The organism is Rhodococcus sp. 14-2483-1-2 (genome assembly GCF_002259405.1).
GTDB lineage: Bacteria > Actinomycetota > Actinomycetes > Mycobacteriales > Mycobacteriaceae > Rhodococcoides.
Genome location: NZ_NPFW01000008.1, coordinates 1 through 25,094, shown reverse-complemented (window position 1 = coordinate 25,094; position 25,094 = coordinate 1). Strand labels below are relative to the sequence as shown.

General features: G+C 64.6%; 22 protein-coding genes. 12 read left to right on the top strand and 10 right to left on the bottom strand.

Annotated elements, in window-relative coordinates; all coding sequences use genetic code 11:
• Positions 1-31: 31 nt before the first annotated feature.
• The 3 genes from CH295_RS08030 to CH295_RS08020 all read right to left on the bottom strand — a co-directional run bounded on the left by CH295_RS08030 (position 32) and on the right by CH295_RS08020 (position 4,854).
• On the bottom strand, positions 32-1,024 hold the full coding sequence (locus tag CH295_RS08030) for an iron-siderophore ABC transporter substrate-binding protein (protein ID WP_094740348.1): 993 nt from the start codon (positions 1,022-1,024) through the stop codon (positions 32-34).
• 86 nt (positions 1,025-1,110) lie between these two features.
• Entirely contained in the window at positions 1,111-2,325 is a 1,215-nt protein-coding gene (locus CH295_RS08025; RefSeq protein ID WP_037194829.1) for a lipase family protein, read from the bottom strand.
• 225 nt (positions 2,326-2,550) lie between these two features.
• Positions 2,551-4,854, bottom strand: coding sequence for an ATP-dependent DNA ligase (locus CH295_RS08020; RefSeq protein ID WP_094740347.1), 2,304 nt, complete (start codon positions 4,852-4,854; stop codon positions 2,551-2,553).
• Positions 4,855-4,913: 59 nt separating this feature from the next.
• On the opposite strand from CH295_RS08020, the gene CH295_RS08015 reads away from it, so the two are divergent.
• A complete protein-coding gene (locus CH295_RS08015; RefSeq protein WP_032396781.1) occupies positions 4,914-5,342 on the top strand; it encodes a type II toxin-antitoxin system Rv0910 family toxin in 429 nt (142 codons plus the stop codon).
• Between the two features lie 86 nt (positions 5,343-5,428).
• Here CH295_RS08015 and CH295_RS08010 read toward each other — a convergent pair whose 3' ends face one another.
• The 3 genes from CH295_RS08010 to CH295_RS08000 form a co-directional block, all read right to left on the bottom strand.
• The gene (locus tag CH295_RS08010; RefSeq protein WP_094740346.1) at positions 5,429-6,742 is read right to left on the bottom strand and encodes an HNH endonuclease signature motif containing protein; all 1,314 of its coding nucleotides are present in this window, start codon (positions 6,740-6,742) and stop codon (positions 5,429-5,431) included.
• A gap of 288 nt (positions 6,743-7,030) precedes the next feature.
• Positions 7,031-7,435 carry a hypothetical protein gene (locus tag CH295_RS08005; RefSeq protein ID WP_037194821.1) on the bottom strand — a complete coding sequence of 135 codons (405 nt, stop codon included), beginning with the start codon at positions 7,433-7,435 and terminating at the stop codon, positions 7,031-7,033.
• Positions 7,428-7,808 (bottom strand): hypothetical protein, encoded by a 381-nt coding sequence (locus tag CH295_RS08000; RefSeq protein ID WP_094635067.1) that lies wholly within the window; start codon positions 7,806-7,808, stop codon positions 7,428-7,430. The genes CH295_RS08005 and CH295_RS08000 overlap by 8 nt, the downstream gene beginning before the upstream one ends.
• Before the next feature lie 272 nt (positions 7,809-8,080).
• Between CH295_RS08000 and CH295_RS07995 the strand changes: the two genes are divergently transcribed.
• The 8 genes from CH295_RS07995 to CH295_RS07960 are packed head-to-tail and all read left to right on the top strand — an operon-like array spanning position 8,081 to position 15,469.
• Positions 8,081-8,605, top strand: coding sequence for an MSMEG_0572/Sll0783 family nitrogen starvation response protein (locus CH295_RS07995; protein WP_027495238.1), 525 nt, complete (start codon positions 8,081-8,083; stop codon positions 8,603-8,605).
• 9 nt (positions 8,606-8,614) lie between these two features.
• Complete coding sequence (locus CH295_RS07990; protein WP_094740345.1) at positions 8,615-9,670, top strand: MSMEG_0568 family radical SAM protein; 1,056 nt, start codon at positions 8,615-8,617, stop codon at positions 9,668-9,670.
• Position 9,671: 1 nt separating this feature from the next.
• Positions 9,672-11,087 (top strand): MSMEG_0567/sll0787 family protein, encoded by a 1,416-nt coding sequence (locus CH295_RS07985; protein ID WP_094740453.1) that lies wholly within the window; start codon positions 9,672-9,674, stop codon positions 11,085-11,087.
• Complete coding sequence (locus CH295_RS07980; protein ID WP_094740344.1) at positions 11,084-11,965, top strand: carbon-nitrogen hydrolase family protein; 882 nt, start codon at positions 11,084-11,086, stop codon at positions 11,963-11,965. Before CH295_RS07985 ends, CH295_RS07980 begins: the two co-directional genes overlap by 4 nt.
• Complete coding sequence (locus CH295_RS07975; protein WP_094635070.1) at positions 11,958-12,248, top strand: MSMEG_0570 family nitrogen starvation response protein; 291 nt, start codon at positions 11,958-11,960, stop codon at positions 12,246-12,248. The genes CH295_RS07980 and CH295_RS07975 overlap by 8 nt, the downstream gene beginning before the upstream one ends.
• 11 nt (positions 12,249-12,259) lie before the next feature.
• The gene (locus tag CH295_RS07970; RefSeq protein ID WP_094740452.1) at positions 12,260-13,552 is read left to right on the top strand and encodes an MSMEG_0569 family flavin-dependent oxidoreductase; all 1,293 of its coding nucleotides are present in this window, start codon (positions 12,260-12,262) and stop codon (positions 13,550-13,552) included.
• 7 nt (positions 13,553-13,559) lie between these two features.
• Positions 13,560-14,411 (top strand): carbon-nitrogen hydrolase family protein, encoded by an 852-nt coding sequence (locus CH295_RS07965; RefSeq protein WP_037194809.1) that lies wholly within the window; start codon positions 13,560-13,562, stop codon positions 14,409-14,411.
• A complete protein-coding gene (locus CH295_RS07960) occupies positions 14,408-15,469 on the top strand; it encodes an MSMEG_0565 family glycosyltransferase (RefSeq protein ID WP_094740343.1) in 1,062 nt (353 codons plus the stop codon). The genes CH295_RS07965 and CH295_RS07960 overlap by 4 nt, the downstream gene beginning before the upstream one ends.
• Here the strand turns inward: CH295_RS07960 and CH295_RS07955 are convergent.
• The 3 genes from CH295_RS07955 to CH295_RS07945 are packed head-to-tail and all read right to left on the bottom strand — an operon-like array spanning position 15,451 to position 20,196.
• Positions 15,451-16,482 (bottom strand): adenylate/guanylate cyclase domain-containing protein, encoded by a 1,032-nt coding sequence (locus CH295_RS07955; RefSeq protein ID WP_094740342.1) that lies wholly within the window; start codon positions 16,480-16,482, stop codon positions 15,451-15,453. The genes CH295_RS07960 and CH295_RS07955 overlap by 19 nt on opposite strands.
• Positions 16,475-17,902, bottom strand: coding sequence for an HAD-IB family hydrolase (locus tag CH295_RS07950; RefSeq protein WP_037194802.1), 1,428 nt, complete (start codon positions 17,900-17,902; stop codon positions 16,475-16,477). Before CH295_RS07950 ends, CH295_RS07955 begins: the two co-directional genes overlap by 8 nt.
• The gene (locus tag CH295_RS07945) at positions 17,899-20,196 is read right to left on the bottom strand and encodes a glycerol-3-phosphate 1-O-acyltransferase (RefSeq protein ID WP_094635075.1); all 2,298 of its coding nucleotides are present in this window, start codon (positions 20,194-20,196) and stop codon (positions 17,899-17,901) included. The genes CH295_RS07950 and CH295_RS07945 overlap by 4 nt, the downstream gene beginning before the upstream one ends.
• 398 nt (positions 20,197-20,594) lie before the next feature.
• Between CH295_RS07945 and CH295_RS07940 the strand changes: the two genes are divergently transcribed.
• Both CH295_RS07940 and CH295_RS07935 read left to right on the top strand, forming a co-directional pair.
• Positions 20,595-21,335, top strand: a complete 741-nt coding sequence (locus tag CH295_RS07940; protein ID WP_094740341.1) for a DUF6319 family protein — start codon at positions 20,595-20,597, stop codon at positions 21,333-21,335.
• A gap of 66 nt (positions 21,336-21,401) precedes the next feature.
• On the top strand, positions 21,402-22,058 hold the full coding sequence (locus CH295_RS07935; RefSeq protein ID WP_037194795.1) for a chymotrypsin family serine protease: 657 nt from the start codon (positions 21,402-21,404) through the stop codon (positions 22,056-22,058).
• A gap of 85 nt (positions 22,059-22,143) precedes the next feature.
• Here the strand turns inward: CH295_RS07935 and CH295_RS07930 are convergent, their stop codons facing one another.
• Positions 22,144-22,761 carry a TetR family transcriptional regulator gene (locus CH295_RS07930; protein WP_037194793.1) on the bottom strand — a complete coding sequence of 206 codons (618 nt, stop codon included), beginning with the start codon at positions 22,759-22,761 and terminating at the stop codon, positions 22,144-22,146.
• A gap of 192 nt (positions 22,762-22,953) precedes the next feature.
• On the opposite strand from CH295_RS07930, the gene CH295_RS07925 reads away from it, so the two are divergent.
• Positions 22,954-25,077, top strand: a complete 2,124-nt coding sequence (locus tag CH295_RS07925; protein ID WP_094740339.1) for an MFS transporter — start codon at positions 22,954-22,956, stop codon at positions 25,075-25,077.
• Positions 25,078-25,094: the final 17 nt, after the last annotated feature.

Genomic DNA, 25,094 nt, shown 5'->3' with positions numbered 1-25,094 from the left:
CGAAACCGGGAGCGGAGCCTGCGGAGTGACCTTATGCCGGGTCGGGGACGACGGTCGCTGGGTCGTTGTCGGTTGCGGCGGCGAGCATCGGGGTGAATCCGTCGATCGCGTAGTCCAGCGACAGTGGGCTCGAGTAGCCGAGGGCCGAGGGTAGGTCCGTACTGAAGGAGCCGATGTAGACGGTGCGGTCCTGCCGAACGACGTCGAGGGCGGCGAGTAGTGGGTTGGCCTGCAGCTGCTCGCGGCCCTGGCCGGCGATGACGAGGACGTCGGTGTCGAGTCGGTCGAGATTCTCCGGGCTGATGGTCTCGGAGGCGTCGGGAATTTCGAAGCCGAGGTCGGTGAAGAACAGGGCGCGGATGTCGTCCTTGCCGAGAAGCAGGTAGCTGCCGTCGTCCATGACGAACGCGAGGGACAGCGACTTGCCGGTGAACTGGGGGTTCTCGGCCTCGGTGGTGGCGAATTTCTGCTCGAGCTCGGCCGTCTGGTCCTGGGCTTCCTGCGACTTGCCGAGCGCTTCGCCGACGACCGCGAATTCCTGCTGCCACGTTGCCGCGGGCACGTTGTCGTAGCCGCCGATGTCGGCGATCGTGGGAGCCATCCCGGAGAGGGTGTCGTACTGGCCCTGGTCGATGAAGGAGTACGGGCCGAGAATCAGATCGGGTGCCTGTGCGGCGATCTGCTCCAGGTTGAGATCGGTGCTGCCGACTTCGGGAATCTCGGTGCCGCCCAGCGCCTCCTGGGCCCAGGGGCGCTGCCGGTAGTCGTAGCTCAGGTTGCCGCGCGTTGCGACGGGCTTGACGCCCAGCGCGAGTGCGAAGTCCTGTTCGTTGAATCCGATCGTTACGACGCGGGTGGGCTCGGTGTCGATGACCGTCTCACCGAATCGGTGATCGATGGTGACCGGGAAGCCGGCGGCGCTACCGGTGCTACCGGATGCGTCGGTGTCGGCATCGGACGAACAGCCGGCAGCCAGTGCCAGAACGGAGGCACCGGCGGCAACGAGCTGGACGGTCTTCTTCATGGGATCTCCTCGCAGCAGAACTTAGCGAGGTTAGCCTAACCGACCCATCGAAGCTTGGATCAGGTGCCAGGCGTCGGGCGACCCGATCAGCAGTTGGAGGTAGCCGGTACTCCGGCGAACCGCTGGTCGATCCACTCGAGCGCCTGAGGCAGGCCGAGCACTGCCGCAGTCAGGTGATCGTTGCTGGGCACCTTCACCTCGGTCACCAGCACTCCGGCGCGGCAGTATCGGGCGATCGTGTTGTCGATGGCGCTGACCGGGATCAACGCATCGGAGGGGCTGTGCCACTCGAAGTACGGTGCCTTCGGTACGCCGGGGTACAGCTCGACGCTGTTGTCGTTGACTGCGGCGATCGCCTCCGGGCTGCTGATCAGGTCCAGCGTGCCCGCGACCTCCATGGCACTCTTGCCCGCGCCTGCCGCGATGATGTCGTTGGTGCACCCGTTCTGGATCTGGCTCTCGATCTGCTTACCGAGCGGGTTGAGCTGAGAGCTGATCGGGATGCGGGTGGGGTACTCGCGTTCGATACCGAGCGCGGCAGCGAACGCCAGACCGAACATGGGGTGCGGAGCGAAACCGAGATCGCGGGCCATGCGCTCGAGGTTCATCGGAGCGCCACCGTTCGCGCTGCCGACGATGTTCAGCTCGGGGGCGTAGTCGTTCTGAAGCGCAGCAGCCCATGCCGTGGCCATTCCGCCACCGGAGTAGCCGGCCAATGCAACCGGGCTCTGCTGAACCTGGATGGGATCGAAGCGCTGAGTGGCGCGAATGCTGTCCAGCACGATCTGCCCGCCGAGCTTGGCGGCACCGTACGCGCTGTTGGGTCCGAGGTGATCGGCGATCACTACCGTCCAGCCGCGCTGCAGCACCGCGTTCAGAGCTGGTGCTTCACGAATCTGAAGATTGGGGTCGTTCGACCAGAGTGCTTGTGAAGGTGCACATTCGAGACCGAGTGCATTGATGATGTGTTGGTAGGAAAGTAATGGGCCATTCGGTGCTTTGTTCTGCGGAACCAACACGGTATTGATTGCGGCGATGGGATCACCGGCCGAATTGGTGGAGCGGAAATTCAGCTGCCACACGTCCACGCCGAAGAATCCGGGGGGCGGTGGCATCGGGCGGCTGGAGATCACGTCGCCCGGTGCGAGCGCGTCGAGATCCACGGGCGGAGAGTAGAAGCCGTCCGCGATAGGCGTCGGGTACAACGGCGCAGCAGCAGCGTGACCTGCGCCGACGAGCGACGAACACAGAACTGCAACCGCCGTCATGCTGACAGCGCCTGCCAACTTGAGAACCCGCATGTCGAAAACCCCTCCGTGCCTGAACCGAAGCGACGAGCGCTGCGGCGATCTGGCAAGCCCCCGTAGAGCCGGCCCGCAAACCGATATAGCTGATGATGCGTGACTTGTTACGCTCCCCCAGAAACGATGGGCGCAACGGTACGCATCCGCTCATTTTATGGCAACCGTACGTTCCCTATCCTTGTTTCTTCGATCGGGTCCAAGTTTTTCACCCGGGCATTCTCGTCATTCCTGACGCACCGCCTTCGGTTCCTTGTCCGGGCGCAGACCACGCCAGCTCGGATGCCGCAGATGGCCGGATTCCGTCGCCTCGTAGAACCGCACCTCGCCGACGAGTACAGGCTCGACCCATACCGCTCCGTTCCGATCGGCCGCAGGCAGTATCGAAGAGAAGGGACTGTCCGACGCCTCGAGCGGGGCGAGGAGGGCAGCGAGTGTATCGAGCGCACGGTCGTCGAACCCGGTTCCGACGCGTCCCACGTAGCGCAGTCGGTCACCGTCGGGTATCCCCATCAGCAGGGAGCCGAAGCCGCCCGCACGACGACCCTGGCCTCGACGCCACCCACCGATCACGACCTCCTGCGTTCGCCAGTTCTTGTGCTTGATCCACGTATGGGCGCGCTTGCCGGGTTGGTAGACGGAGTCGGTGCGTTTGGCGACGACGCCTTCCCAGCCCCGTTCTCGGCTCTCCGCGACGGCGTCCGCGGCGGAACCTGTCAGTCGCGGAGGCACCAGCACCGAGTCGAGTCCGGTGGTCAGTAGTTCGAGCAGCCGTCGTCGATCCGAGTACTTCTTGCGCAGCAGTGACGTGCCGTCGAGATAGAGCAGATCGAAGGCGATGAATCGGATGTCGTCACGGGTGGCGTTCTGCAGTTTCTCGAAACTGCTGACGCCGCTGTCGTCGAACACGACGACTTCCCCGTCGACGACGGCGTCGTGCTCGGCCAGGTCGTCTGCGAAAGATTGGAGTGCGCCGAACTTCTCGGTGTAGTCGTTGCCGCTGCGCGTGCGCAGCGTCATCGAACCGTGCGTGAGTTCGGCGACGATGCGGAACCCGTCCCACTTGCCCTCGAACGACCACTCGTCATCCGGGAGATCGAGGACGTCGCCGGCGGTCGCGAGCATCGGTGCGATGTTCTTGGGTGTGGGATCTTCCGGCGTGTGTTCTTCCGGAGTCGCTCGGGCGTCGGGTGCGTCTTTCATCAGATGCATGAGCCACTGAGTGCCCTTGGTGCGGATCAGGGCGAAGCGCCCGGTCGCCTTCTTACCGTGCAGGACGACGATGACCTCGTCGTCTCGCCACTTCTCGAGTTCGTATGTTCCGCTGTCCCAGATCGAGACGTCGCCGCCGCCGTACTCGCCCTTCGGTATCCGACCGGAGAACGTCGCGTACTCGAGCGGGTGGTCCTCGGTGTGTACCGCCAGCCGGTTCTGCTTCGGATCGTCCGGGATGTTCTTGGGGACGGCCCACGAGACCAGGACGCCGTCGTGTTCGAGTCGAAAGTCGTAGTGCAACCGTCGGGCATGGTGCTCTTGGATGACGAATGTGTCGTTGTTGCCCTGCGGCTCGGTGGTGGTCGGTATCGGCTCGGGTGTTCTGTCGGCGCTGCGCATGCTGCGGTACTTGCCGAGTTTGTCTGTGACAGGGCTACTTTCGGGGGCCGAGTCCACGGTGGGGTCCAGTTGTGCCAGTAGATCGCCGAGGTCCTGAAATCGCTCCAGGACCTCCTCGAACCGAAGCTGTTGCAGCCCCGACGCTTCCAGCTCGTCCCAGGTACGTGGTGCCGCGACGGTGGGGAGCGTTCGCCCGCGGAGCGAGTACGGGGCGACAGTCGTCTTCTTGCCGTTGTTCTGGCTCCAGTCGACGAACACCCTCCCGGTTCTCTTCGCCTTCGCCATCGTGGCCGTGACCCGGTCCGGGGAGCGCTCTTCGAGCAGCGTGGCAACCCGTTTGGCGACCGTGGATGCGCCGGAGGTCGACAGTGGTTTCTCGAGCGGCACGTACAGGTGGATTCCCTTGCTGCCGCTGGTGACCGGAAATGCGGTCATCCCGATATCGCCGATCAGATCCCGTATCTCACAGGCCACTTCGGCGCATCGGGCAAGATCCACGTCGTCACCGGGATCGAGATCGAAGACCATGCGGGTGGCAGGTCCGGGTTCGGTGCCGTCGAACCGCCACTGTGGCACATGCGCTTCGATGGCTGCCTGTTGACCGAGCCACGCCAGATCGGCTGCGGTGGAGAACAGTGGGTAGGTGACGACGCGGTCCGAATGCTGCATCGAACGCCGATCGAGCCAGTCGGGGGCAGACGCGGCGAGGTTCTTCTCGAAGAACGACGACTGGTCGACGCCGTTGGGCCAACGCTTGCGGGTCACGGCTCGACCGACGAGGTGCGGCAGCATGGCGGGTGCGATGGCAACGTAGTACTCGATGATGTTGCCCTTGGTGGTGCCGGTTTCGGGGAACAGCACTTTGTCGAGGTTGGTGACGGAGACCTTCCGACCTTCGATCTCGAGCGTGGCCATCGTCTCAGGTTAACGGCCGCCGTCTGAAGATGCGGGAGAGTTGTGACAGGCTCGATCTCATGGCAACGATCAGTGTCTCGGTACAGATGCCCGAGAATCCGCAGGGCGCATGGGACAAAGCGTCCGCGCTCGACCGGTTCGACGAGTGGATGACCATCCACGGTGGGTGGTGCAGTCCACCGCCGAAAAAGGTCGGCAAGGGTACCGAGGTGGAGTCACTGGTGAAGGTGAAGGGCTTCAAGAACACGATCAACTGGACCTTCACGGAGTACGACGAGCCGAAGCTGATCGAGATGTCCGGCCGCGGCAAGGGCGGGGTGAGGATTTCGCTGACTGTCCATGTGCGTGAGGCCGAGGGTGGTTCGGAGCTGACGCTCGATGCGAAGTTCGGTGGGGGTGTGCTCTTCGGTCCGGTGGGATCGGTGGTGGCGCGGGCTCTCGACACCGATGTGAAGAAATCCGTCGCGAACCTGGCGGCGTTGAGCTGATAGGTCTCAGCTGAAGTAGCTGCACGACAACCTCTTCCAGCCCCGCACCGTGTTCTCGGTGCGGGGCTGGAGTCTCTTCTGGGGGTTCAGGCGATGTGGGGGCCTGCGCGGGCGTGGGATGGTCTCGGTTGCCGGTAGGGATCCACGGATGCGGGTGGTACGAACCAGGGGTGGCTATCGGTGCCGATGAACACTTCCCAATCGGAGTGGTGGATGAGGCGGTGGTGGAAGCCGCAGAGTAGGACGAGGTTGTTCATGTCGGTGGGGCCGCCGTCGCCCCAGTGCCAGATGTGGTGGCCTTCGGTCCAGGCGGCAGGTTTTCCGCAGCCGGGGAACGCGCAGCCCTGATCGCGGGCGGTGAGAGCTTTACGTTGTTTCGCGGTGACGGTACGGGCGGTGCGGGCGAGGTTCAACGGGTTGCCGTTCTCGTCCATCACGATGGCAGTGAGGACACAATCACACGCCAACTGACGGGAGGTGTTGCGGGAGAGGGGTCCCATCCACGGCAGCCACCCGACCGAAGTGCCGTCGCCGAACAAGTCCCTGTAAGCGCCGCGATCGGCGGTAGGCCCGGCAGCGGGTTCGGTTGCAGTGCGGGTGTTCTCGTCGTCGGTGATGTCGTCGGCGTCGGCGCTGTCGCGGAGGTCGGTGAGATCGCGGAGGCTGATGTGCAGGTTCAGGTGCGGGCGTTCTCCGCCTTCGATGGGGCGATCACTGGAGGCGAGGTAGTGGTCGAGGATGTGTCCGAAGGCGTCGGCTCTGCGCCGGGCGGGGCTGCGGTCGTCTTGGCCGCCGTCGGCGGCGGGGTGGGGTTCGGTCAACGGTGAGAGTGCGGTGAGCAGCTTTTCGCCGGTGATCGCATCGAAGTCACCTTTGAGTACCAGCCGACCGTTCAGGGTTGTGGAGGCGAAGAGTTCGTTGCGGTCGGTGTCCTCGGCGGGTGGTTTCTTGCTGCCGAAGCTGTCTTCGAGTCTGGTGATCGCTGCACGGATCCGGCCGGTACGAGCGTCGGGCCCGGTCGCAGCCTTGATCAGAGCTTTACGTGCGGCATCGCGACCCTCTTCCGGCAGGTTCTCCGGGGGTGTTTCGGCGAAGGCCAGGATCAGGGCGGCATGGTCGATCGTCATGACTCCTGTGTTCACGGCGTCGGCGATGTCGGGAAACGCAGCCATGCCGCGGGCGAGGGCGACGATCTTGGTGGCCTTGGACGGTGAGAGAAGGGTGGTGGAGGTCAGCCAACCGGCAGGCCCTGGGAAGCCGAGCTTCTCCCGCGAGACGCGGGTGTCGATCTCGGCGACGAGAGCAATCCGCCGGGCTTCCAACAACTGGATCCGGTGGGAGACCGAGGCGGCATCGGCGAGCAGTTCGCTCTCGCTCAGTTGCCAGATCCCCGTGGTCATGTGAGCAAGTGTATCGAACGCGCGTTCGACTGGCAACCGTAGTGCAATCGAAAACTATTGCCCCACAAAAGTATTGGGAAATCAAAGTTTGTCGGTACCCCGTGGTAGGGACGCAGCTGGATGATCCACGCGCGGTCGGACGACTTCGGTGAACTGAGGTTGCATCACTCCCTCTCCGGCCGGACTTGGAACAGGTAGTCCTCGGTCGCGTCGGTCCCATCTCCCAGAGCGGATATGAAGGACGGATGCGTGTCGGTCCGCCCACCCTTTTCCGACGTAGTCGGACCCCTACTGCTGTCGAGTCTTTCGCAACCACCACAGTCCCGCGATGGGGAGGATGACCGGGATGAAGACGTATCCGGATCCGAAGTGCGACCACACCGTCGGCTCCGGGAAGTCCTGGGGCTGGATGTAGCTGAGGGTGCCGATGCCGATGACTCCGACGAGTTCGATGATGCAGGAGACCGTCACCACGCGTCGGGATGCTTCTGTTGCTCGCGCCAGTCCTACGGTGGCGACGATGTAGACGACTGCCGCGAAAGCCGACAGCAGATACGCCACCGGTGCGTCGTCGAATCGAGTGGTCAGCTGCACGATCGAGCGCGCTGTCGCGGCGACGGCGAACACGGCGTAGACGGCGATGAGGAAGCGCCCGAATCCGGTGCGCGTGGCTTGCTGGAGGTTGTCAGGCATATCCGGCCCAAATCTGGCTCAGGCGCAGCACCATGGCCGCGAGGGTGAGGACGGCAACGAGGAGAACCGCTGTGCCGCCGCGGGAGCGGTCGCCCAGGGACCACCACGTGCCGAGGGGGAGCAGGAACAGCAGCCCGACGAGGTAGGACCCGAACGTCAGCCGGTGTATCTCGCGGTCCGAGGTGAACATCATGACGAACCCGATCACGGCCTGCAGCGCGACGACGGCCTCGGTGGCGGCGATGGTCCAGAACAACGCTCGATCGGACTTGTTCTTCAACAGGACCGGTCGGTTCATGGCGAGCTTCGCGAGCACCCAGATGCCCACTACCAGCGACAACGCATACAACAAGCCGGTGACGGCGCCGATCATCGAGTTCCTCGTCCTGCTCGCAGTGGATAGGTGGACCGGTCTTCACAGTAGTCGCGTAACACCACGTCAACACTGTGAGGCCCTGGCAACACGGAGTTGTTCCGAGCGTGACCAATCGGAAATGGATGGGGCTTGTACTTGTTCCATGGCCGAAGAGGATCTGCTCTTTCGCCGGACATGACCTCTCTTCCTCAGGTGGCCATCGGTGTCCACCGCATCTCGAGTAGTTGCCCACTGCATTCAGCCAGCTCTGCGAACCTCAGGAGACACCCGTGTCAGACCTCGACCAGTCCATCGCCGAGAACATCAAGAAGTCCCTCGAAGAGATCCCGCACCCTTCACTCCCCAAGGGCAGCAACATCTACGGCTCCACCAAGATCTTCCCCGACTACAAGGCCGAGAACGGCGAGAGCTACTTCACGCTGGTGCACGGCATCGCGCACGAGTCGTCGGTCTCCTTCGTCGCTGTGCTCCAGGCAACGCGCGCCCTGCGTAAGGGCTTCGAGTCGGCTATGTACTTCTACGGCCCGGGCGCTATCAATTGCCTTGCCACTCGCGGCTTTCCGACGACCGGTGACTCCGGCTTCCCGGGCGAGCAGAACATCAACGATTCGCTCGCGACGTTCATCGCCGAAGGTGGCACCGTGTTCTGCTGCCGCTTCGGGCTCGCGCTGCACGGTGGCCGCGAAGAGGACCTCATCGAGGGTGTCATCCCGGCCCACCCCCTCGACGTGCAGGACGCGCTGATCCATTACGCGCGCAAGGGTGCCATCATCAATTCGACCTACATGGTCTAGGGGATCCCGATGTCCATCTCTACGCGTGTGGATCTGGCGTTGCTCGGAATTCGAGGAGCAACGCCGGTGTCCAGAACTGCCGGTGCCGGCCCGAGTGACGATGGACATGTCCGCATCAATGGCCTCGGCGCAGCCATCCCGCGCAATCCGCTCAGCCCGTACGTACTCGAAGAGGGTCGAGTGTTGTTCGACGGCAACGACATCGGTCTCGATGTCGAGGCCGTCGACCGGCCGAAGTTCTACGACCTCACCACCGCCGACGGGATCGCCTACGAGAAGATCGCCAAGCTCCACGGCTCCAGTGTTCTCGCTACGACCGTGGTGCAGACGTGCATCCGGTACGACGCCGATCAACGCTGCCGCTTCTGCTCCATCGAGGCCTCGCTCGACGCCGGCGACACCATCGCCGTCAAGACCCCGGCGCAACTCGCCGAGGTAGCCGAGGGTGCGGTGCGGCTCGACGGCGTCACCCAAATGGTCATGACGACAGGCACTTCGGCCGCGAAGGATCGCGGTGCCCGTCATCTGGCCCGTTGTGTGCGCGCCATCAAGGCGGTGGTTCCGCAGTTGCCGATTCAGGTGCAGTGCGAACCTCCCGGCGACCTGCAGACCATTCAGGATCTGTACGACGCCGGGGCCGAATCCATCGGTATCCACGTCGAATCTCTCGACGACGACGTTCGACGCCGGTGGATGCCGGGCAAGGCGTCGGTCTCGATGGACGAGTACCGCGCTGCGTGGAAAGAAGCGGTTCGTATCTTCGGACGCAACCAGGTCTCGACGTACATTCTGGTCGGCCTCGGCGAGGATCCGGACGAATTGGTCGCCGGAGCAGCGGAACTCATCGAGATGGGTGTCTACCCCTTCGTCGTTCCGTTCCGTCCGCTCGCCGGAACGTTGGCGGTGGACGTCGACCGCGCGACGGCCCCCGGCCGGGACGTTCTCGAAAACGTCACCCGACGCGTCGCCAAGGAGCTTCAGGCCGCGGCGATGCTCGGATCCGAACAGAAGGCAGGCTGCGCGGCGTGCGGTGCGTGCAGCGTTCTGCAGAACGCGGGAGGCTGACATGTTCGGTGTCGTAGAACCGGGCGACCTTGCCGGATTGTCAGGTACCGCAACCACTGTCGTCGAGCCCGGTTTCATCGTCCAACCGTGCGGAAGCGCAGTGCAACTCGACGCCTATCGTGCGCTCCGGAGAGCGACCTTCGTTGCCGAACAGGGCTTGTTCGCCGGCACCGATCACGACGACGTGGACGACGATCCGCGAGCAGTCGTTCTGGTCGCCACCGACCGGGACGGCACTGTGCTCGGCGGAGTTCGGCTAGCACCATGCACGGCAACGGATTTGGGGTGGTGGGCCGGAAGCCGTCTCGTGGTCTCTGCCGCGGCGCGCACTGCCGGTGTCGGGCCTGCCCTTGTTCGGGCAGCCTGCGCCCATGCCGAGAGTCGAGGCGTGCTTCGCTTCGACGCGACGGTGCAGAAGGGCAACGAGCACTTGTTCGCCCGCCTCGGGTGGATTCGCCGCGGCGACGTCGTGGTGGCCAACACGCCGCACGTGGCGATGTATTGGCCGATCGACCGCATCGAACGGCTCGTGTCGTCGACCAAGGCGATGCTCGCCGGGGTACTCGCACCCCTTCGTGCACAGCCGCTCGGCCTCGGTGCCAAAGGGTTTCGCGGCGACGACGGCGTTCCGGTACCGGGCAGCGACATGATCGCAGCGTGCGATGCCATCATCCCGTCCATGGTCGATCGCGATCCGGAGTGGGCAGGCTGGTGTGCCGCGCTGGTCAATCTGAACGACCTCTCGGCGATGGGGGCAGGAGCCGTCGGCATGCTCGATTCCGTCGGAGCGCCCACACAGTCCCGACTGACTCGCATCATTCGCGGTCTCGCCAATGCCTCTGCAGCGTGGCAGGTTCCGGTGCTCGGTGGCCACACCCAGGCCGGGGTGCCGTCGTCGTTGTCGGTCACCGCGCTCGGCCGGACCTCGCAACCGGTACGGGCGGGCGGCGGAAGCGTCGGCGATCGGTTGACGCTGACTGCAGACATCGAAGGGGAGTGGCGACGCGGATACCATGGTCAGCAATGGGATTCGTCCTCTCGTCGGAACTCCGACGAACTGACGGCAATGGCGTCGTTCGTCGCCCGCACCGCACCCAAGGCCGCCAAGGACGTCTCGATGGCAGGCTTGGCCGGCACCACCGGAATGCTCGCCGAGGCGAGCGGAACCGGCGCCGTACTCGACATCGCCTCGATACCGAAGCCCGACGCAGCGTCGATGGGCGAATGGATCACGTGTTTTCCAGGGTTCGCGATGATCACCGCGGACCGTCCCGGTGCACCCACTGCACCGTCCGGACCTGCACTATCCGCAGTCTGCGGAGAGCTCACCGACATTCCGGGCGTCGCGCTGCGATGGCCCGACGGAATCACCACTCGCGCGGTCACGTCCACCGTGACCGGATTGGGAGAAGCATGAACGCCATCACCATCTCCGTTGCCGCAGCCGAATTCGGGCGCGACATGGAACAGAGCTACGCCACCATCGCCGCGTTGCTCGAGGAAGCGCGCAATCGCGGCAGCCAACTGCTCGTCCTGCCCGAAGCCTGCCTCGGCGGTTACCTGCCCAGCCTCGGCGGAGGCGACGAGACCGAGGAGTCTCGGCAGCGTCGCTTGAAGGCACTGCCTCCGGCTCTCGAACTCGACGGGCCCGAGATCAGGCGGGTCATCGACATGGCGGGCGATACCGTCGTCACCTTCGGCTTCTGCGAGAAGGACGGCGACACCCGCTACAACGCCGCAGTGACGGTCGACGGCAGCGGAATCCTCGGCTCGTACCGCAAGGTGCACCAGCCGCTCGGTGAAAACCTCTGCTACGACGCGGGAGACAGCTACTCCGCCTTCGACACTCCGATCGGCCGCATGGGCATGCAAATATGCTACGACAAGGGATTCCCCGAGGCAGCACGGGAACTGGCGCTCGACGGTGCCGAGATCGTCGCCTCCATCTCCGCCTGGCCGACGGCACGCACCGCCACTGTCGAGAACATGGAGGAGGACCGGTGGAAGCAGCGGTTCGACATCTACGACAGAGCCCGCGCTCTCGAGAACCAGATCATCTGGGTCGCAGCCAATCAGGCAGGTACCTTCGGATCTCTTCGATTCGTCTGCAGCGCAAAGATCGTCGGGCCGGGAGGAGAGATCCTCGCGGGCACGGGCGTCGAACCGGGCCTGGCGACGGCCACCGTCGACATCGCTGCCCTCATCGGCGCAGCACGGGGCGGCGGGATGTACAACCTTCGCGATCGTCGGCCGTCCGTGTACCGGACCATCACGAAGGAGCCGATCCATGCCTGAGATGTCGTTCCTCGTTCGATGGCCCGACGGACGCGAACAGTCCTGCTATTCACCGTCTCTGGTGATGCACGACTACCTGACGCCCGGCGAGGAGTACCCGGTGGCGGAGTTCGTGCAGCGCACGTCGGAGGCACTGACGATCGCCAGCGATCGAGTGCTCGCCAAGTTCGGCATGCGGTGCACCTCGGCCGCACAGCAGATGGAGGAGATTCACGGTGTCAGTACCTCGTACGAGGCCGGTGCCGTTCGCGTACTGAGCATGTCGGGAGCTGAATTGCTGTGAATCCGAACAGTGTGACAGAGAACCACTCCGTGATCGTCATCGGCGGCGGCCAGGCGGGCCTGTCCATCAGCTGGCATCTGACGCAGCGGGGCATCGACCATGTTGTGCTGGAGCGCGACACGATCGCGCACGAGTGGAAGGACTCCCGCTGGGACAACTTCACACTCGTCACGCCCAACTGGCAGTGCGCACTTCCCGGATACTCCTACGACGGTGACGATCCCGACGGGTTCATGCAGCGCGACGAGGTCCATGCCTTCGTACGCCGCTACGCCGAAAGCTTCGCTGCGCCGGTACGAGAGCATGTTTCGGTCGATCAGGCACTCCAGTCTGCGGCAGGTGGCTTCGATCTGCAGACCTCCGCCGGCCCCATGCATGCCGATCAGATCGTCGTCGCCGTCGGTGGGTACCACATCCCCACCATCCCGAGGTTCGCCGAGAAGCTGCCACGTGAGATCGTCCAGATCCACTCCTCCGAATACCGCGGGTCACACCAGTTCCCGGACGGAGACGTGCTGGTGGTCGGCACCGGACAGTCCGGAGCCCAGATCGCCGAGGACCTGCACCTCGACGGCCGACGCGTCCACCTGGTGGCAGGCACCGCTCCCCGCGTCGCACGCTTCTATCGTGGGCGCGACTGTGTCGCCTGGTTGCACGACATGGGGGTTTACGATGTCTCCATCGAAGATCAACCCGGCGGCGTCGGCAAACGCGAGAACACGAACCACTACGTCACCGGACGTGACGGTGGTCGAGACATCGACCTGCGCGCATTCGCCACCGAGGGGATGCAACTCTACGGCCGACTGCTCGGAGTCGAGGACGGCGTTCTACAGTTCGCACCCACTCTCGGGGCATCTCTCGATGCAGCGGATCGGGTGGCCGAAAGCATCAAGGACAACATCGACGCCTACATCGAGCGCGACGGAATCAGTGCTCCCACCGAGGATCGCTACGTGCCGGTGTGGCGTCCGGAGATCGAGACCACCGAACTCGACCTCGCTACCGCGGACATCAAGGCCGTCGTCTGGTCGGTCGGCTTCCGGACCGACTACCGATGGCTGAAGGTCGGTGCCTTCGACGGTGAGGGTCACCCGACGCACAACCGCGGCGTCACCTCGGTGCCGGGCCTGTACTTCCTGGGCCTGCCGTGGCAGCACACCTGGGGCTCGGGACGCTTCGCCTCGGTGGCCCGAGATGCGCAGTTCCTCGCCGATCAGATCGGCCTCGAGATCAGTGCCGTGCAGTCGCGAAACACCGAGCAGTCTCAGAGCTCGGCGCAGCCGCAGAGCCAGATGGTCTGAGAGTTCCGTGGCCCCCATCAAGATCGGCGCGCTGGCAGCGCATTTCGGCAGAGATGTCGACCGGGCCGTACTGAAGATCACCACGATCATCTCCAGTGCGGCGCGAGAAGGCATCGATCTCCTGGTGCTGCCCGACGCGTCCCTCGGGGGCTACATCAACAGCCTGAGCAATCCGGATCCCGCAGAACTCCCGCCCACCCTCGATCCCGACGGCCCGGAACTGGCGGCGATCATCGCCGCAGCCGGGAACATGACGATCTGCATCGGGTACACCGAACTGTCGAAAGGGTTGCGGTACAACGCTGCCGCCTGTCTGACGGGAGACGGCATTCTGGGTAGTCACCGCAAGGTGCACCAGCCGCTCGGGGAGTCGCTCGCCTACGCGGCCGGTGACCACTTCGAGGCGTTCGATACCCCGGTGGGGCGGATGGGGATGCTGATCGACTACGACAAGACATTCCCGGAGTCGGCGCGGACGTTGGCACTGGACGGCGCGAGAATCATTGCGGCGCTGTCTGCGTGGCCCGCAAGCGTGACAGATCGGGCATCGTCGTTGCCGAACGATCGGCAGTCCCGTCTGTTCGATCTGTACGACGCAGCCCGGGCCGCCGAGAACCAGGTGGTACTGGTCTCGTCCAATCAAACCGGAGTGATGGGTTCCCTGCGCTTTCTCGGGCAGGCGAAGATCGTCGGGCCCGGTGGCGACGTCCTGGCGCGGACCTGGTCCAAAGGTGGCCTTGCGGTGCACGAGATCGATGTAGACGCAGAGGTCGACCGAGCCCGCCGGGGGCTGCATCACCTGGCGGAGCGTCGGGTGGATGCGTATCCGAATCTGTTGCAGGAGAAGCCGGGTCAGTGAAGATCAGTCTGTCGACCTACTCGTCCAAGCCGCGCGGTGGAGTGGTGCACACGCTGGCGCTGGCCGAGGCACTGGCGCGCGCCGGGCAGGACGTGTCGGTGTGGTCTCTCGGCCGCGGTGGCGACAGTACGTTCTTTCGTGACGTCGACCCAGCCGTGACCGTGCGAATGGTGCCGTTCGAGCAGCGCGAGAACGAGAGCGTCGGCGAACGCATACTGCGGTCCATCGATGTTCTGCGGCAGGCCTTCACGCCGGACGAGTACGACATCGTCCATGCGCAGGACTGCATCTCGGCCAATGCCGTCGGCCGCTGCATCAGGACCATCCACCACCTGGACGAGTTCACCACGCCCGAGCTGGCCGCGTGTCACGAGCGTGCGATCACCGCCCCGTACGCGCGCATCTGCGTGTCGGCAGCGGTGGCGAGCGACGTTCACCGTGGTTGGGGATTCGAGCCCACGGTCATCCCCAACGGCGTCGACGCCGAGAGATTCACCGCAGCCGAGCAATCGGGCCGTACGCACTGGCGCGAGAAGCTCGGCCGATACGTGCTCGCAGTGGGAGGTATCGAACCACGAAAAGGCAGTCTCGATCTGCTCGACGCCTTCGCCCGGCTGCGGGCGCACGATCTGCGACTGGTCTTCGCCGGCGGCGAGACGCTGTTCGACTATCGAGACTACCGCTCGGAGTTCGACCGCCGCGCAGCCGAACTCGGTATCGAGCCGGTGATACTCGGAACCGTCGACGACGACGAGTTGCCGCACCTCGTGGCGCAGGCCGCCGTGCTGCCGTTCTTCTCCACCAAGGAGGGCTTCGGACTGGCCGCCATGGAGGCTCTCGCCGCATCGACTCCCGTCGTCGCGCGAGATCTACCGGTACTGCGGGAAGTGTTCGGAGACAGCGTCACCTACGCGTCCACAACGGCGACCATGGCAGCCGAGCTCGAACGTGCCGTGCGGGAACCACGGAATCCGCAACCGGGCCTGACGCTCGCACACAGCCTCACGTGGGACGAGGCCGCGCGTCGACACCTGGAGTTCTACTCCTCGCTCCGGTGACCGCCTCGCTTGTTGCGCTTGAGTCGATGGGGCTTGAGCTTGTGGAAACCCTTGACTCGTAGTGAGCGAATCGATTTGAGGTAGAACTCCGAGTCGTGTCGCAGTTCCTCGGTCATGACGGTATCGACGAGAGTGGTTCCGGGATTGGCCGAACTGGTAAGGCGCGCAGCGATGTTGACAACCGACCCGTACAGGTCGCCGTAACGGGCGAGAACCGGGCCCCAGGCCAGCCCGACCCGCAGGTCCGGCATGTCTTCCTGCTCGGCGAAGGCATCCTGCAGATCGAGCGCGATGTGAGCAGCGTCCTCGGGGGTCTGCGCGCTGAACATCACCTCGTCGCCGACGTTCTTGATCACCGAACCGCGGCCGCGGGCAATGATATTGGTGGCCAGAGACTCGAACTCCTCGAGGAGAGTCGTGAGTTCGCCGATATCGAGTCGACGCGTCAGGCTGGTGTAGCCCACCATGTCGGCGAAGCCGACGGCCATGACGGGGCTGTCGGTGACGTCGTCGGGAGCGGCGATGGACCGTCCGGCCGCCGCGGCCAAGTGTCGTCGCCAGGTGTACGCCTGGAGTGCCTCGAGGGTGGGGACCGTCTCGGCTGCGATATCCCTGGCGTTGCGCCGGATGGCGACGATGTCGTTCTTGTCCTCGTCGCTGTTGGTGACGCGCTCGAGGATGTGAGAGTTCACAACGCCCACTTGCCATTCCGCGAGCCTCGACATCGACTGACCGAGGGTGCGCGCGATGGCGACCTCCATCTCGGGTTTGATGACCTTCTGCTCGGTGAGCCCGGTGATCAGCTTCAGTGCCTCGAGGTCCGCATCGGTGTAGACGACCGCCTCGGTGTCGGTGTGAATGGGAAAGCCCATGCCGATCCACAGCGCGATGACCCGTTCGAGCGGCAGCCCCGACTTGGCGACGATGTCGGACCGGGTGTACTTGGGGGTGCCCCCCAGGAGATTGCGTTCGATCTCCGCTTGCACCACCGAGTTGATCTGGTTCTCAGGCATATCCCAACGTTCTGTCGAAATAGGAACGGACATCGTCCACGTAGGCGTCGATCTTGTCGGGCTCCCAGTCCGTGGTGGGAATGGGCTCGCCGATGGTGACCTTGACGGTACCGGAATGGACGGTGAAATCCTTTTTCCACATCACGTCGCCTGCATTGTGGATGACGATCGGAACGATGGGCACTCCGGCCTGCATCGCCAGGTGGAAGCCGCCCTTCTTGAATCGTCCGAGACGCGACGTCGGCATCCGCGTGCCTTCGGGCGCGATGGCGACCGAAATGCCACTGTGCAACTTCTCGATGGCCGGACGCATCGCCTCCCGCGCCTGAGCGGGATCGCCACGGTCGACGTAGGCGACGTCGAAGATCCTCCCCAGCAGTGCGAATCGTGGGTCGCGTTCGAGTTCTCGCTTGGCGACCGCGGTGATGTCCCGTCGGAGAATGGAGGTGACGATGATCGAGTCGGCGGTGCTCTGATGGTTGAACATGAACACAGCAGGCCGAGCCGACCACGCGTTCTCGGTCCCGGTCACGTCGAGCTTGACGCCGGCGATGGTCAGCGCGATGTCCGGCGCAATGGTGCTCGTGATGTTCGCTCCGTTGCGGCGGCTGCGCGTGAGCAGTCCCAGCCCCAGTCCGATCGATGCACTGGCCAGCACCGACCCCAGTGCGGCGGTGCTGCGCACGGCGGAGGTCAGATCGGTGCCGCGCTTGGGACTCTCCAACGTCAGCGACGGCCACTGCTTCTTCGCTGCGTACCGCTGCAGCTCGGGATCCGGGTTCAGGGCGACGGGGCGGCCGACGGCCTCGAGCAGCGGCACATCTTCTCCGCCGTTGGAGTAGGCGAAGCAGCCGGCGAGAGCGATTCCCTCACGTTCGGCGTAGTCGATCGCGGCCTGTGCCTTGCGTGGTCCCCACAGCGAATCGCCGACCAGCTCACCGGTCAGTATTCCGTCGGTGACCACGGGGGTGGTGCACAACAGTGTCTCGAACATCATGTCCTGCTGGACCGGCAGCGCCTGGTACGGCGTGGCCGAGGTAGCCATCACCAGTCGATGCCCGGCGTGGCGGTGGGCCTCGACGAGGATGCGGGCCTGCGGGTAGATCATCGGCGCGATCTCGTTGCGGAACAGCGTGTCTGCCTGTTCCATCAGATCCTCTTCCCGACGGCCCTCCAGGCCGCGGACGGCCTTGCCCATCAGGTTGTCGACCGGGGAGTTGCGCATCCGCATCTCGACGACGGCGCTCGATATCTCCCACAGTTCCTTGACCGTCACGTCGAGGGTCTTGAGTCGTTCGAGAAACACTGCACGGGCCGAGAATCCGTTGATCAGGGTGCCGTCGAGATCGAAGAACGCAACGGTGTCTCGGCCGGGTGGAGCGGCGGCGATCGCGATCAGTCGATCGTCGAACTCGGTCATGAATTGTTCTCCTCGGGGGCCGAGATCGGTTCCACCTCGCGCAGCATGCGGTGGGCCATGTCGCGGATCGTACGCACCTTGCGTGCCCACTCGTCGATCTCGAGTGCGAAGTCTCGACGTCGGCGTGCGACACCGTCGGAACTGGAATCGACGAGATCGCGATTCTCCGCCAATTGCAGTGCAGTATCGAACAATTCGCCGGAGATCGACTCGCTGTGATCGAGCTGCTGACGAAGCCGTCTGGCCTGCGCAGCACCGAGGCACTCCGAGATGAACTTCGCCTTGTCGAACTCACCGCTCTGGGGCAGCAACATCAGCTGATCGGCAACCACCTGATACGCCTCGAAGATCGGCTGCAGAACGCGGTGGGCCAGATGCAGATCCTGTGACTGAAGTTGTCGCGCAGCGTAATCGGGGTCGCTGATGTGGGTGCGCCAGTCCGGATCGATGAGATCGACCTCGGATTCGAGCCGTTCGCCGAAGTCCTTCTTGTCGCCGAAGAAGAACTCGAACTTGAGCAGATCGCGCAACTGCAGTGCCGACTGCCACAGCGATTCCTGAGTCAGTGGTGCCGAATCGCCGCTGGTCGGTAGAACGACCAACTCGCCGATGGCGCGCATGACGAAGAAGTGGATTGCGTTGTTGCGGAAGAACGCAGCCACCAGATGCTTGTCCTGAGCCAGATAGAACAGGGGCTCGGGGCCGTCGTCGAAACGCTTGACGACGTTGGCGTTGACCTGTGCGATGACGGCCGAGCGCACGACGTCGACGTCGGCGATGTCCACGCCTCCCGCGGTGGGCAGGTTGCGGCGTTTGATGTACCGCGCGAGCGGGGCGATGATGGCCCACATCTCGTTGACGTTGAGGGCGCGATCCTCGATGCCGAGCAGGGCCATGGTCACCAGCGCCGCCGGCGTCACCGGAGTCGCGTCGTTGATCGCGTGGGAGACACCGAGCGCGATCTTCTGCACCGCCACTCGCTTGTCGGTGTTCTCGGCGACGATCGACGCCACCGACATCGGCTCTCCGAAGTTGAGATACACGTTGCCGCGCAACGTGCCCTGCGCGCGGATGTAGCCGATGGCCATCCGAATGCCCTCGGCCTGCTTCTTCGCGCCGTGCGATTCCTCGGCCATCGCGCCGACCTCGTGCAGACGGTCGTAGGTGATGGACGTCGGAACCAGATAGACGTCCTCTGCATCGCTGGTCTCGAGTGCGTCGACCAGATAGGTCAACAAACCGAACCGCGGCGGGCGAAGCTTTCCGGTGCGGCTTCGGCCGCCCTCGATGTACCACTCGAGGTTGAACCGCTTGCTCAGCAGGAAGCTCATGTACTGACGCAGCGTCCACTTGTAGATCGCGTCGGAGAACTTGCGCTGGATGAGTACGACGCCACTGCGTTTGGCGATCGGGCCCAGCGGCCAGAAGCCGACGTTGATGCCGCCCATGACGTGGTTGAGCGGCAGACCTTCGGCCAACAGTGCCGGACGCAGCACGAGCGGGTCGAGATAGGAGCGGTGATTGGGTAGGAACACCAACGGATAGTTCTTGTTGAGTTCGCGCACCTTCTGCAGCTGATCGCGGTCCACGTCCACCTTGTACGCCCGCGAGAAGTAGGCCCCGAGGGTTCCCCACATCTCGACTGCGCGGCGGGTCTCGGTTGCGACCATCTCGCCGAGGATGTCCTGGACGCGCTTGTCGACGGCCTCGCGATCCTGGCCGACCTCCTCCGCGAGTTCGGTGATTCCGTCCCGGAACTTCTTCTGCTCCGTCATGTCCTCGACGACGAAGCGCGGGATCTTGTACTCGGAGCCGATGACGCCGCGCTCGGCCTTGTCCAGAGCCAGACTGGCCTGACGCAGAATGAACGACGACAGGGACGTGCCGCCGCCGCGCTCGAACCGGTCCTGCAGATCACTGAGCGTCGCGGGCTCGCCGACGAGAACTGCGGAGTGGTCGGGGTCGTCGCCTGCCACCCATCGCTGCCACACCTGCGTGGGCTTGGACCGACCACGGGGCGCGAAGATGCGGTGCAGAATTCCGTTCTTGCGATCGGAGAGCGTCACCCGCAGTGGGATCAGCAGCGGATCGTCGGCGTATCCGCGAACACTGTCCGACAGTGACGTTTTCGCCTCACCGGAGAGCACAACCGAGGGCGGTCGGGGTTCTCCGTCCGGCGTGGTGGCGTCGATCCACTGATTCAGAGCCTGAACCTCGAGGGTGGATTTGGCATCGAGCAAATACACGTGCGGACCGTCGCTGAGCGACTGCTCGTCCGCGTCGAGGTGGTACATCGAGACTCCTTTTCCGTACCGTCGCAAGAAGGCACGCCGCCAGGCTACGCGGCAGAAACCGCGCGCGAGGGTGGTTCGGCGAGGGCGGTTCCCGGACGTCGATCTCACCGAGAGGCGCGCAGCTACCGACCGGTACTCGGTACGGGTCGACGGCAGTTCGGGTGGACTCGAGCGGCGCGCGCGAGGGCTGTCGTATAGAGTCGGAGACATCGGCCTTCTCGGCCAACCAAATCTAAGTGTAAATCGAAGTAACAGTTACTTGCGGTTACAGTTACTTGGATTAACAGGTAACCTCCTCTCGATGCGGCGATCCGACGCGCCCTGCGCTGCCCCGGCCACATCTCACCAGCATCTGTGCGACAGTATTCGCAAACACTTTCGAGAAAGGCCGGTAGTCGATGCCACCCCGTGGGCGCGCTGTGAACGATTCGTTGACTCCCGAGAATCTGGCGACACTGGCCGCGGCGCTCGCCGAGGGACGTCGGGCCACCGTCTATCTCCGCGAACCGAACCCGAGCCTCGGCCTGCCCGACGGCACCTCGGCGAAGGTCGTGTCGATCGACGGCAACACGGTCACGATCAGCCCGAAGGGCGTCAACGACGAATTGCCCTACGAGGCCGAGGAACTGCGCATCACCCGCAATCCCGCCACACCGCCCGCGCCGGCGAAACGAGTGGCGGCCAAGCGAATCCCGCCGTCCGCGCCGGCACAGCCGCAGGCGTCCGCCCCGACCCCGACCCCGAAGCGACCGCCCGCAGCCGTTGCGCCGAAGGCGCCCGCAACGCCGACTGCGTCCACTCCTTCCACTTCTGCCGCTTCGACGGTGCCCACGCCGAGCCAGGCGTCGCGTCGACCGAAGAAGGCTCCAGGGGGAATCAGTGTCACCATCCATGCTGGGGCCGACAACGATTGGTCGGTCACGGTCACCCAGGGCGCGAAGCGGCCCACCAAAGCGCAACCGGTGAGCCCCGAGTCGGTGAGCCGCGCTGTTCGAGAGTTGGGCGACCCCACTGCACGCGACGCAGTCGAGGCAGTCATCTCCCACGCGCGCGAGGAAGCCGCCCGACGCGTTGCAGAACTGAGCCGTCAACTCGAGGAGGCGCGCACGACGCTTGCCGCCCTCGAGCAGGACGTATGAACGACTCGCTCGTGTTCGTACACCTGTTGTTGCTAGGGTTCTGCCGACACCGCTGAGAGGGAGTACATGTTCAAGAAATTCATGCTCGTCGTCGTGGGGGCGGCTGCAATCGTAGCCAGCGTCGGCGTGGGGTCCGCATCCGCGGCCACTCCAGCTGCTCTCGGCGGCGGCTCGGGAATCATCGTCGGAGGCGCGGCCGAGTGCACGCTGACGACGATCGGTAACGACCGCAACGGAAACCTGGTCGGCTTCACCGCCGGTCACTGTGGCCAAGCGGGCGCCTCCATCGTCCCCGAGTACGACACCTCCCTCGGTGAGGTCGGCCGCATCGCGTTCTCCAACCCGGAATACGACTACGCCCTCATCGAATTCCAGCGTGACAAGGTCGCACCGATCAACCGCGTCGGCAACGTGACCATCTCGCAGGTCGGTCCGCCGACGGCGTTCCCGAACATCGTCTGCAAGGAAGGCCGTACCACCGGCAACACCTGCGGACTCGCGTACGGCGACGTCCTGCAGTCGCAGGAGACCTGGGCGCAGCTGTGTGTCGTCGAAGGTGACTCGGGCAGCCCGGTCGTCGTCGGCAACACCCTCGTCGGCATGGTCAACGCCTACCTGGGCGTGGCGTGCTTCGGACCCGAGGTCGGCACCAACTTCGACGCGATCCTTCGCAACGTCGATCAGGGCAACGGACTCGGCGCCGGATTCGTCCCGGCTCCCTAGATCCACCACGCTTCGGCCGAAGGCCCCGCTCGCGCACCACACCGCGCGAACGGGGCCTTCGTCATTCGCGCGGTCCGCGCTGCTCTCAGCGGGCGCGAGCGGACGAGTCGGACGACCGAACGTCGGCGACGATGCGTTCCGCGTCTTCCGGCGCGATTCCCAGCAGCACCAGGCTCGACGTCGTCGCCGCTCCCGCCGGGTCGCCGATCAGTCCGGCGTTGGTGGCGTCGAGAATCGACAGCGCAATGGCCTCGATGTTGAGGATCAGTACTTCTGCCGCGAGGTACGAGGAGAACACACCCTCGCGCTGTCCTCGCCGGATGACTGCGGCGGCCGACTCGCGCATCGGAGTCAGTAGATCGTGAATGCTGTTGTGTCCCAGATCGGATCGTGCGACCGCGAGCAGTAGCCGGTACTGATCTCCGACGCGCGCCAGGGCCAGCGTCTGCCGAACGAACACCGTCACCGCCGATTCGTCCGCGGCTGGAACTCGGGTGAGCGCAGCCGAAATTCGTTCCGCTGCCTCGAGGGCGATACCGTCGATCAGGGCTTCGCGAGAGGCGAAGTGGGCGTAGACGGTTCGCCGGACAACTCCGGCAGCGGCTGCGACGTCGTTGATGGTTGCATCAGGATTGTCCGCCAGGACCCCTTGTGCGACATGCAGAATTCGCGCTCGGTTGGACCGGGCGTCACGTCGTTGCACGGGCGGCGCTGATGCGTCCCGTGCATTCGAACTCGACTCCGTCGTCTTACGCACAGGACAACATCTAGCACGATCTCGGGCGGGGAGTGTGGTTGCCGCCACAAAAGATTGCCGATCCTAGCCGACGCTTCGTAAGCTGCACAGCACTGTGCAAGGTGTGTCTCGCACCTTGCCAACGGGGGGGAACACACGATGACACTGCTTGCGATGACGCCTGTCCAAGATATGCACAAACCGTACCCACGACGCTGGTCGGCGCTGGTGGTGTTGTGCCTGAGCCTGCTGATCGTGGTCATGGCCAACACGTCCCTGTTGGTCGCCGCACCGTCGATGACACTCGACCTGAGCCTGACGAGCAGCGACCTGCAGTGGGTGATCGACGGCTACACCGTCCCCTACGCGTCGTTGATGTTGCTGTGCGGTGTGATCGGAGATCGCTACAGCCGCCGCGGCGCACTGATTCTCGGCCTGATCATCTTCGTCGCCGGTTCTGTGGCCGGGGCACTCACCGACGCCACCCTCGGGGTGATCCTGGCCCGCATCGTCATGGGTGTTGCCGCTGCCATCGTCATGCCCGCCACACTGTCGCTGTTGGTGGCGACCTTCCCCAAACGGGAGCGCGCCACCGCTGTGACCGTATGGGCGGCCACCTCGGGACTGGCGATCGCGGCCGGGCCGCTGTTGGCGGGCTGGCTCCTCGAGAGCTTCACCTGGCACTCGACGTTCCTGATCAATGTTCCGATTGCGTTGGCCGCCATCGTCGGAGCCGTCGTGCTGGTCCCGCCGTCACGGGCCGTCGACCCGGGTGCGATCGACTGGATCGGTGGACTGCTGTCGGTGCTGGCCGTGTCGACCATCGTCTACGCCATCATCGAGGGGATGCACTTCGGCTGGACGGTCGGGCCGTTGTACTTCGCGCTCGTCGGACTGCTGTCCGTCCTCGGCTTCGTGGGATGGGAACTGCGCCATCCCAATCCGCTGCTCGACGTCCGGATGTTCTCTTCCCGCATCCTCAGCGGTGCCACCCTCGCGGTGCTGATCTTCTTCCTCGTCACCTTCGGTGCGATCTACTTCGTTGCCCAATACCTCCAGTTCGCTCTCGGCTACGGCCCGGTGTCCACCGGCGTTCACCTCCTGCCGTTGGCAGGCGCAGTCTTCGTCGGATCCGGAATCACGATGTGGCTCACGCCGAAACTGGGACCGCGCATCACCGTCACCGCAGGCATGATCGTCGGAACGCTGTCGGTGGTCTCGCTCATCGGAATCGATGCGACGGCAACGTACTCCGACTTTCTTCCCGTGCTGACGCTGCTGGGTCTGGCAATCGGCCTGTCCGTCTCGCCCTGCACCGACTCCATCATGGGTGAGTTCCCCGACAGCAAGCTCGGGGTGGGCGGCGGCCTCAACGACACCGCCCTCGAACTCGGCGGCTCGCTCGGCATCGCGGTGCTCGGATCGGTGCTCGCCGCGTCCTACCGTCAGGGAATCGAAGGATTTCTGCAGACGTTCCCCGGAAAGCAACCGAACGGCCAGTACACCGGTCAGGCTGCGGAAGGGCTTGCTGCATCACAGGATTCGCTGGCAGGTGCGGTGATCGTCTCCGACGTCATCCGCGACCAGAACGCATTCCTCAGTGGGTTCGCCGACAATCTCGAAGCCAATGCCGTCGCGGCGTTCGGTGACGCCGTGGTGCACACGAGTGTTGTTGCCGCCGTGGTGTTCGGCGTCGGCACCGTGATCGTCGCGCTGCTCATCCCGTCCAAGAACGCGGCGCTGGTGACAATGTCGGAGAAGATCGCGTTCGAACCGATCGTGCCCTTCGTCGCACCGCAGGCCAAGGACCCGGCAGCAGATCGGGAGGTCGCCGAGCTCGAGCAACTACTGGAGCGGCCGTCGGCGAAGCCCCAGAAATCCGGCTCACGGCACGCATTGCGAACCGTACAGGCATCTACGCACTTGGCCGAGCCTGCTCTGGTGGACGCCGAGCTCGAACGTCCCAGCATCTATCAACTCGCCTCGAAGGTGTACGAGCTCGACGCCTCCGTCGCCCGACAGGCCACGGTGGACAGCAAGTCCGGCGACCGCGTGACGATCCACCAGCTCGCCCTGTCCAACCTGGCGCGCACCCGACGCATCGAGGCCGAGGAAGCTCTCGACGCTGCGCTCGAACTGAGCGATCTTCCGGTTGCGCCCGCACCGGAGCCCGCCGAACCCACTGCGCCGTTACAGACCTTCTACCAGCGGGCCAGCAAGCAACACGCGAACTGCACGGCATTCAAGGAGCGCTCGAGTTCCATGTGGGCAATGCCGCTGTAGTTCGCCCTACCCCGACG

What these genes read in the sequence shown, in the direction of transcription:
- CH295_RS07980 (WP_094740344.1), top strand. Translation starts at nt 11,084, where the DNA reads ATGAACGCCATCACCATCTCCGTTGCCGCAGCCGAATTCGGGCGCGAC.
- CH295_RS08005 (WP_037194821.1), bottom strand. Translation starts at nt 7,435, where the DNA reads ATGCCTGACAACCTCCAGCAAGCCACGCGCACCGGATTCGGGCGCTTC.
- CH295_RS08015 (WP_032396781.1), top strand. Translation starts at nt 4,914, where the DNA reads ATGGCAACGATCAGTGTCTCGGTACAGATGCCCGAGAATCCGCAGGGC.
- CH295_RS07940 (WP_094740341.1), top strand. Translation starts at nt 20,595, where the DNA reads ATGCCACCCCGTGGGCGCGCTGTGAACGATTCGTTGACTCCCGAGAAT.
- CH295_RS08020 (WP_094740347.1), bottom strand. Translation starts at nt 4,854, where the DNA reads ATGGCCACGCTCGAGATCGAAGGTCGGAAGGTCTCCGTCACCAACCTC.
- CH295_RS07925 (WP_094740339.1), top strand. Translation starts at nt 22,954, where the DNA reads ATGACACTGCTTGCGATGACGCCTGTCCAAGATATGCACAAACCGTAC.
- CH295_RS08025 (WP_037194829.1), bottom strand. Translation starts at nt 2,325, where the DNA reads ATGCGGGTTCTCAAGTTGGCAGGCGCTGTCAGCATGACGGCGGTTGCA.
- CH295_RS07990 (WP_094740345.1), top strand. Translation starts at nt 8,615, where the DNA reads ATGTCCATCTCTACGCGTGTGGATCTGGCGTTGCTCGGAATTCGAGGA.
- CH295_RS08030 (WP_094740348.1), bottom strand. Translation starts at nt 1,024, where the DNA reads ATGAAGAAGACCGTCCAGCTCGTTGCCGCCGGTGCCTCCGTTCTGGCA.
- CH295_RS07975 (WP_094635070.1), top strand. Translation starts at nt 11,958, where the DNA reads ATGCCTGAGATGTCGTTCCTCGTTCGATGGCCCGACGGACGCGAACAG.
- CH295_RS07935 (WP_037194795.1), top strand. Translation starts at nt 21,402, where the DNA reads ATGTTCAAGAAATTCATGCTCGTCGTCGTGGGGGCGGCTGCAATCGTA.
- CH295_RS07985 (WP_094740453.1), top strand. Translation starts at nt 9,672, where the DNA reads ATGTTCGGTGTCGTAGAACCGGGCGACCTTGCCGGATTGTCAGGTACC.
- CH295_RS08000 (WP_094635067.1), bottom strand. Translation starts at nt 7,808, where the DNA reads ATGATCGGCGCCGTCACCGGCTTGTTGTATGCGTTGTCGCTGGTAGTG.
- CH295_RS07945 (WP_094635075.1), bottom strand. Translation starts at nt 20,196, where the DNA reads ATGTACCACCTCGACGCGGACGAGCAGTCGCTCAGCGACGGTCCGCAC.
- CH295_RS07950 (WP_037194802.1), bottom strand. Translation starts at nt 17,902, where the DNA reads ATGACCGAGTTCGACGATCGACTGATCGCGATCGCCGCCGCTCCACCC.
- CH295_RS08010 (WP_094740346.1), bottom strand. Translation starts at nt 6,742, where the DNA reads ATGACCACGGGGATCTGGCAACTGAGCGAGAGCGAACTGCTCGCCGAT.
- CH295_RS07955 (WP_094740342.1), bottom strand. Translation starts at nt 16,482, where the DNA reads ATGCCTGAGAACCAGATCAACTCGGTGGTGCAAGCGGAGATCGAACGC.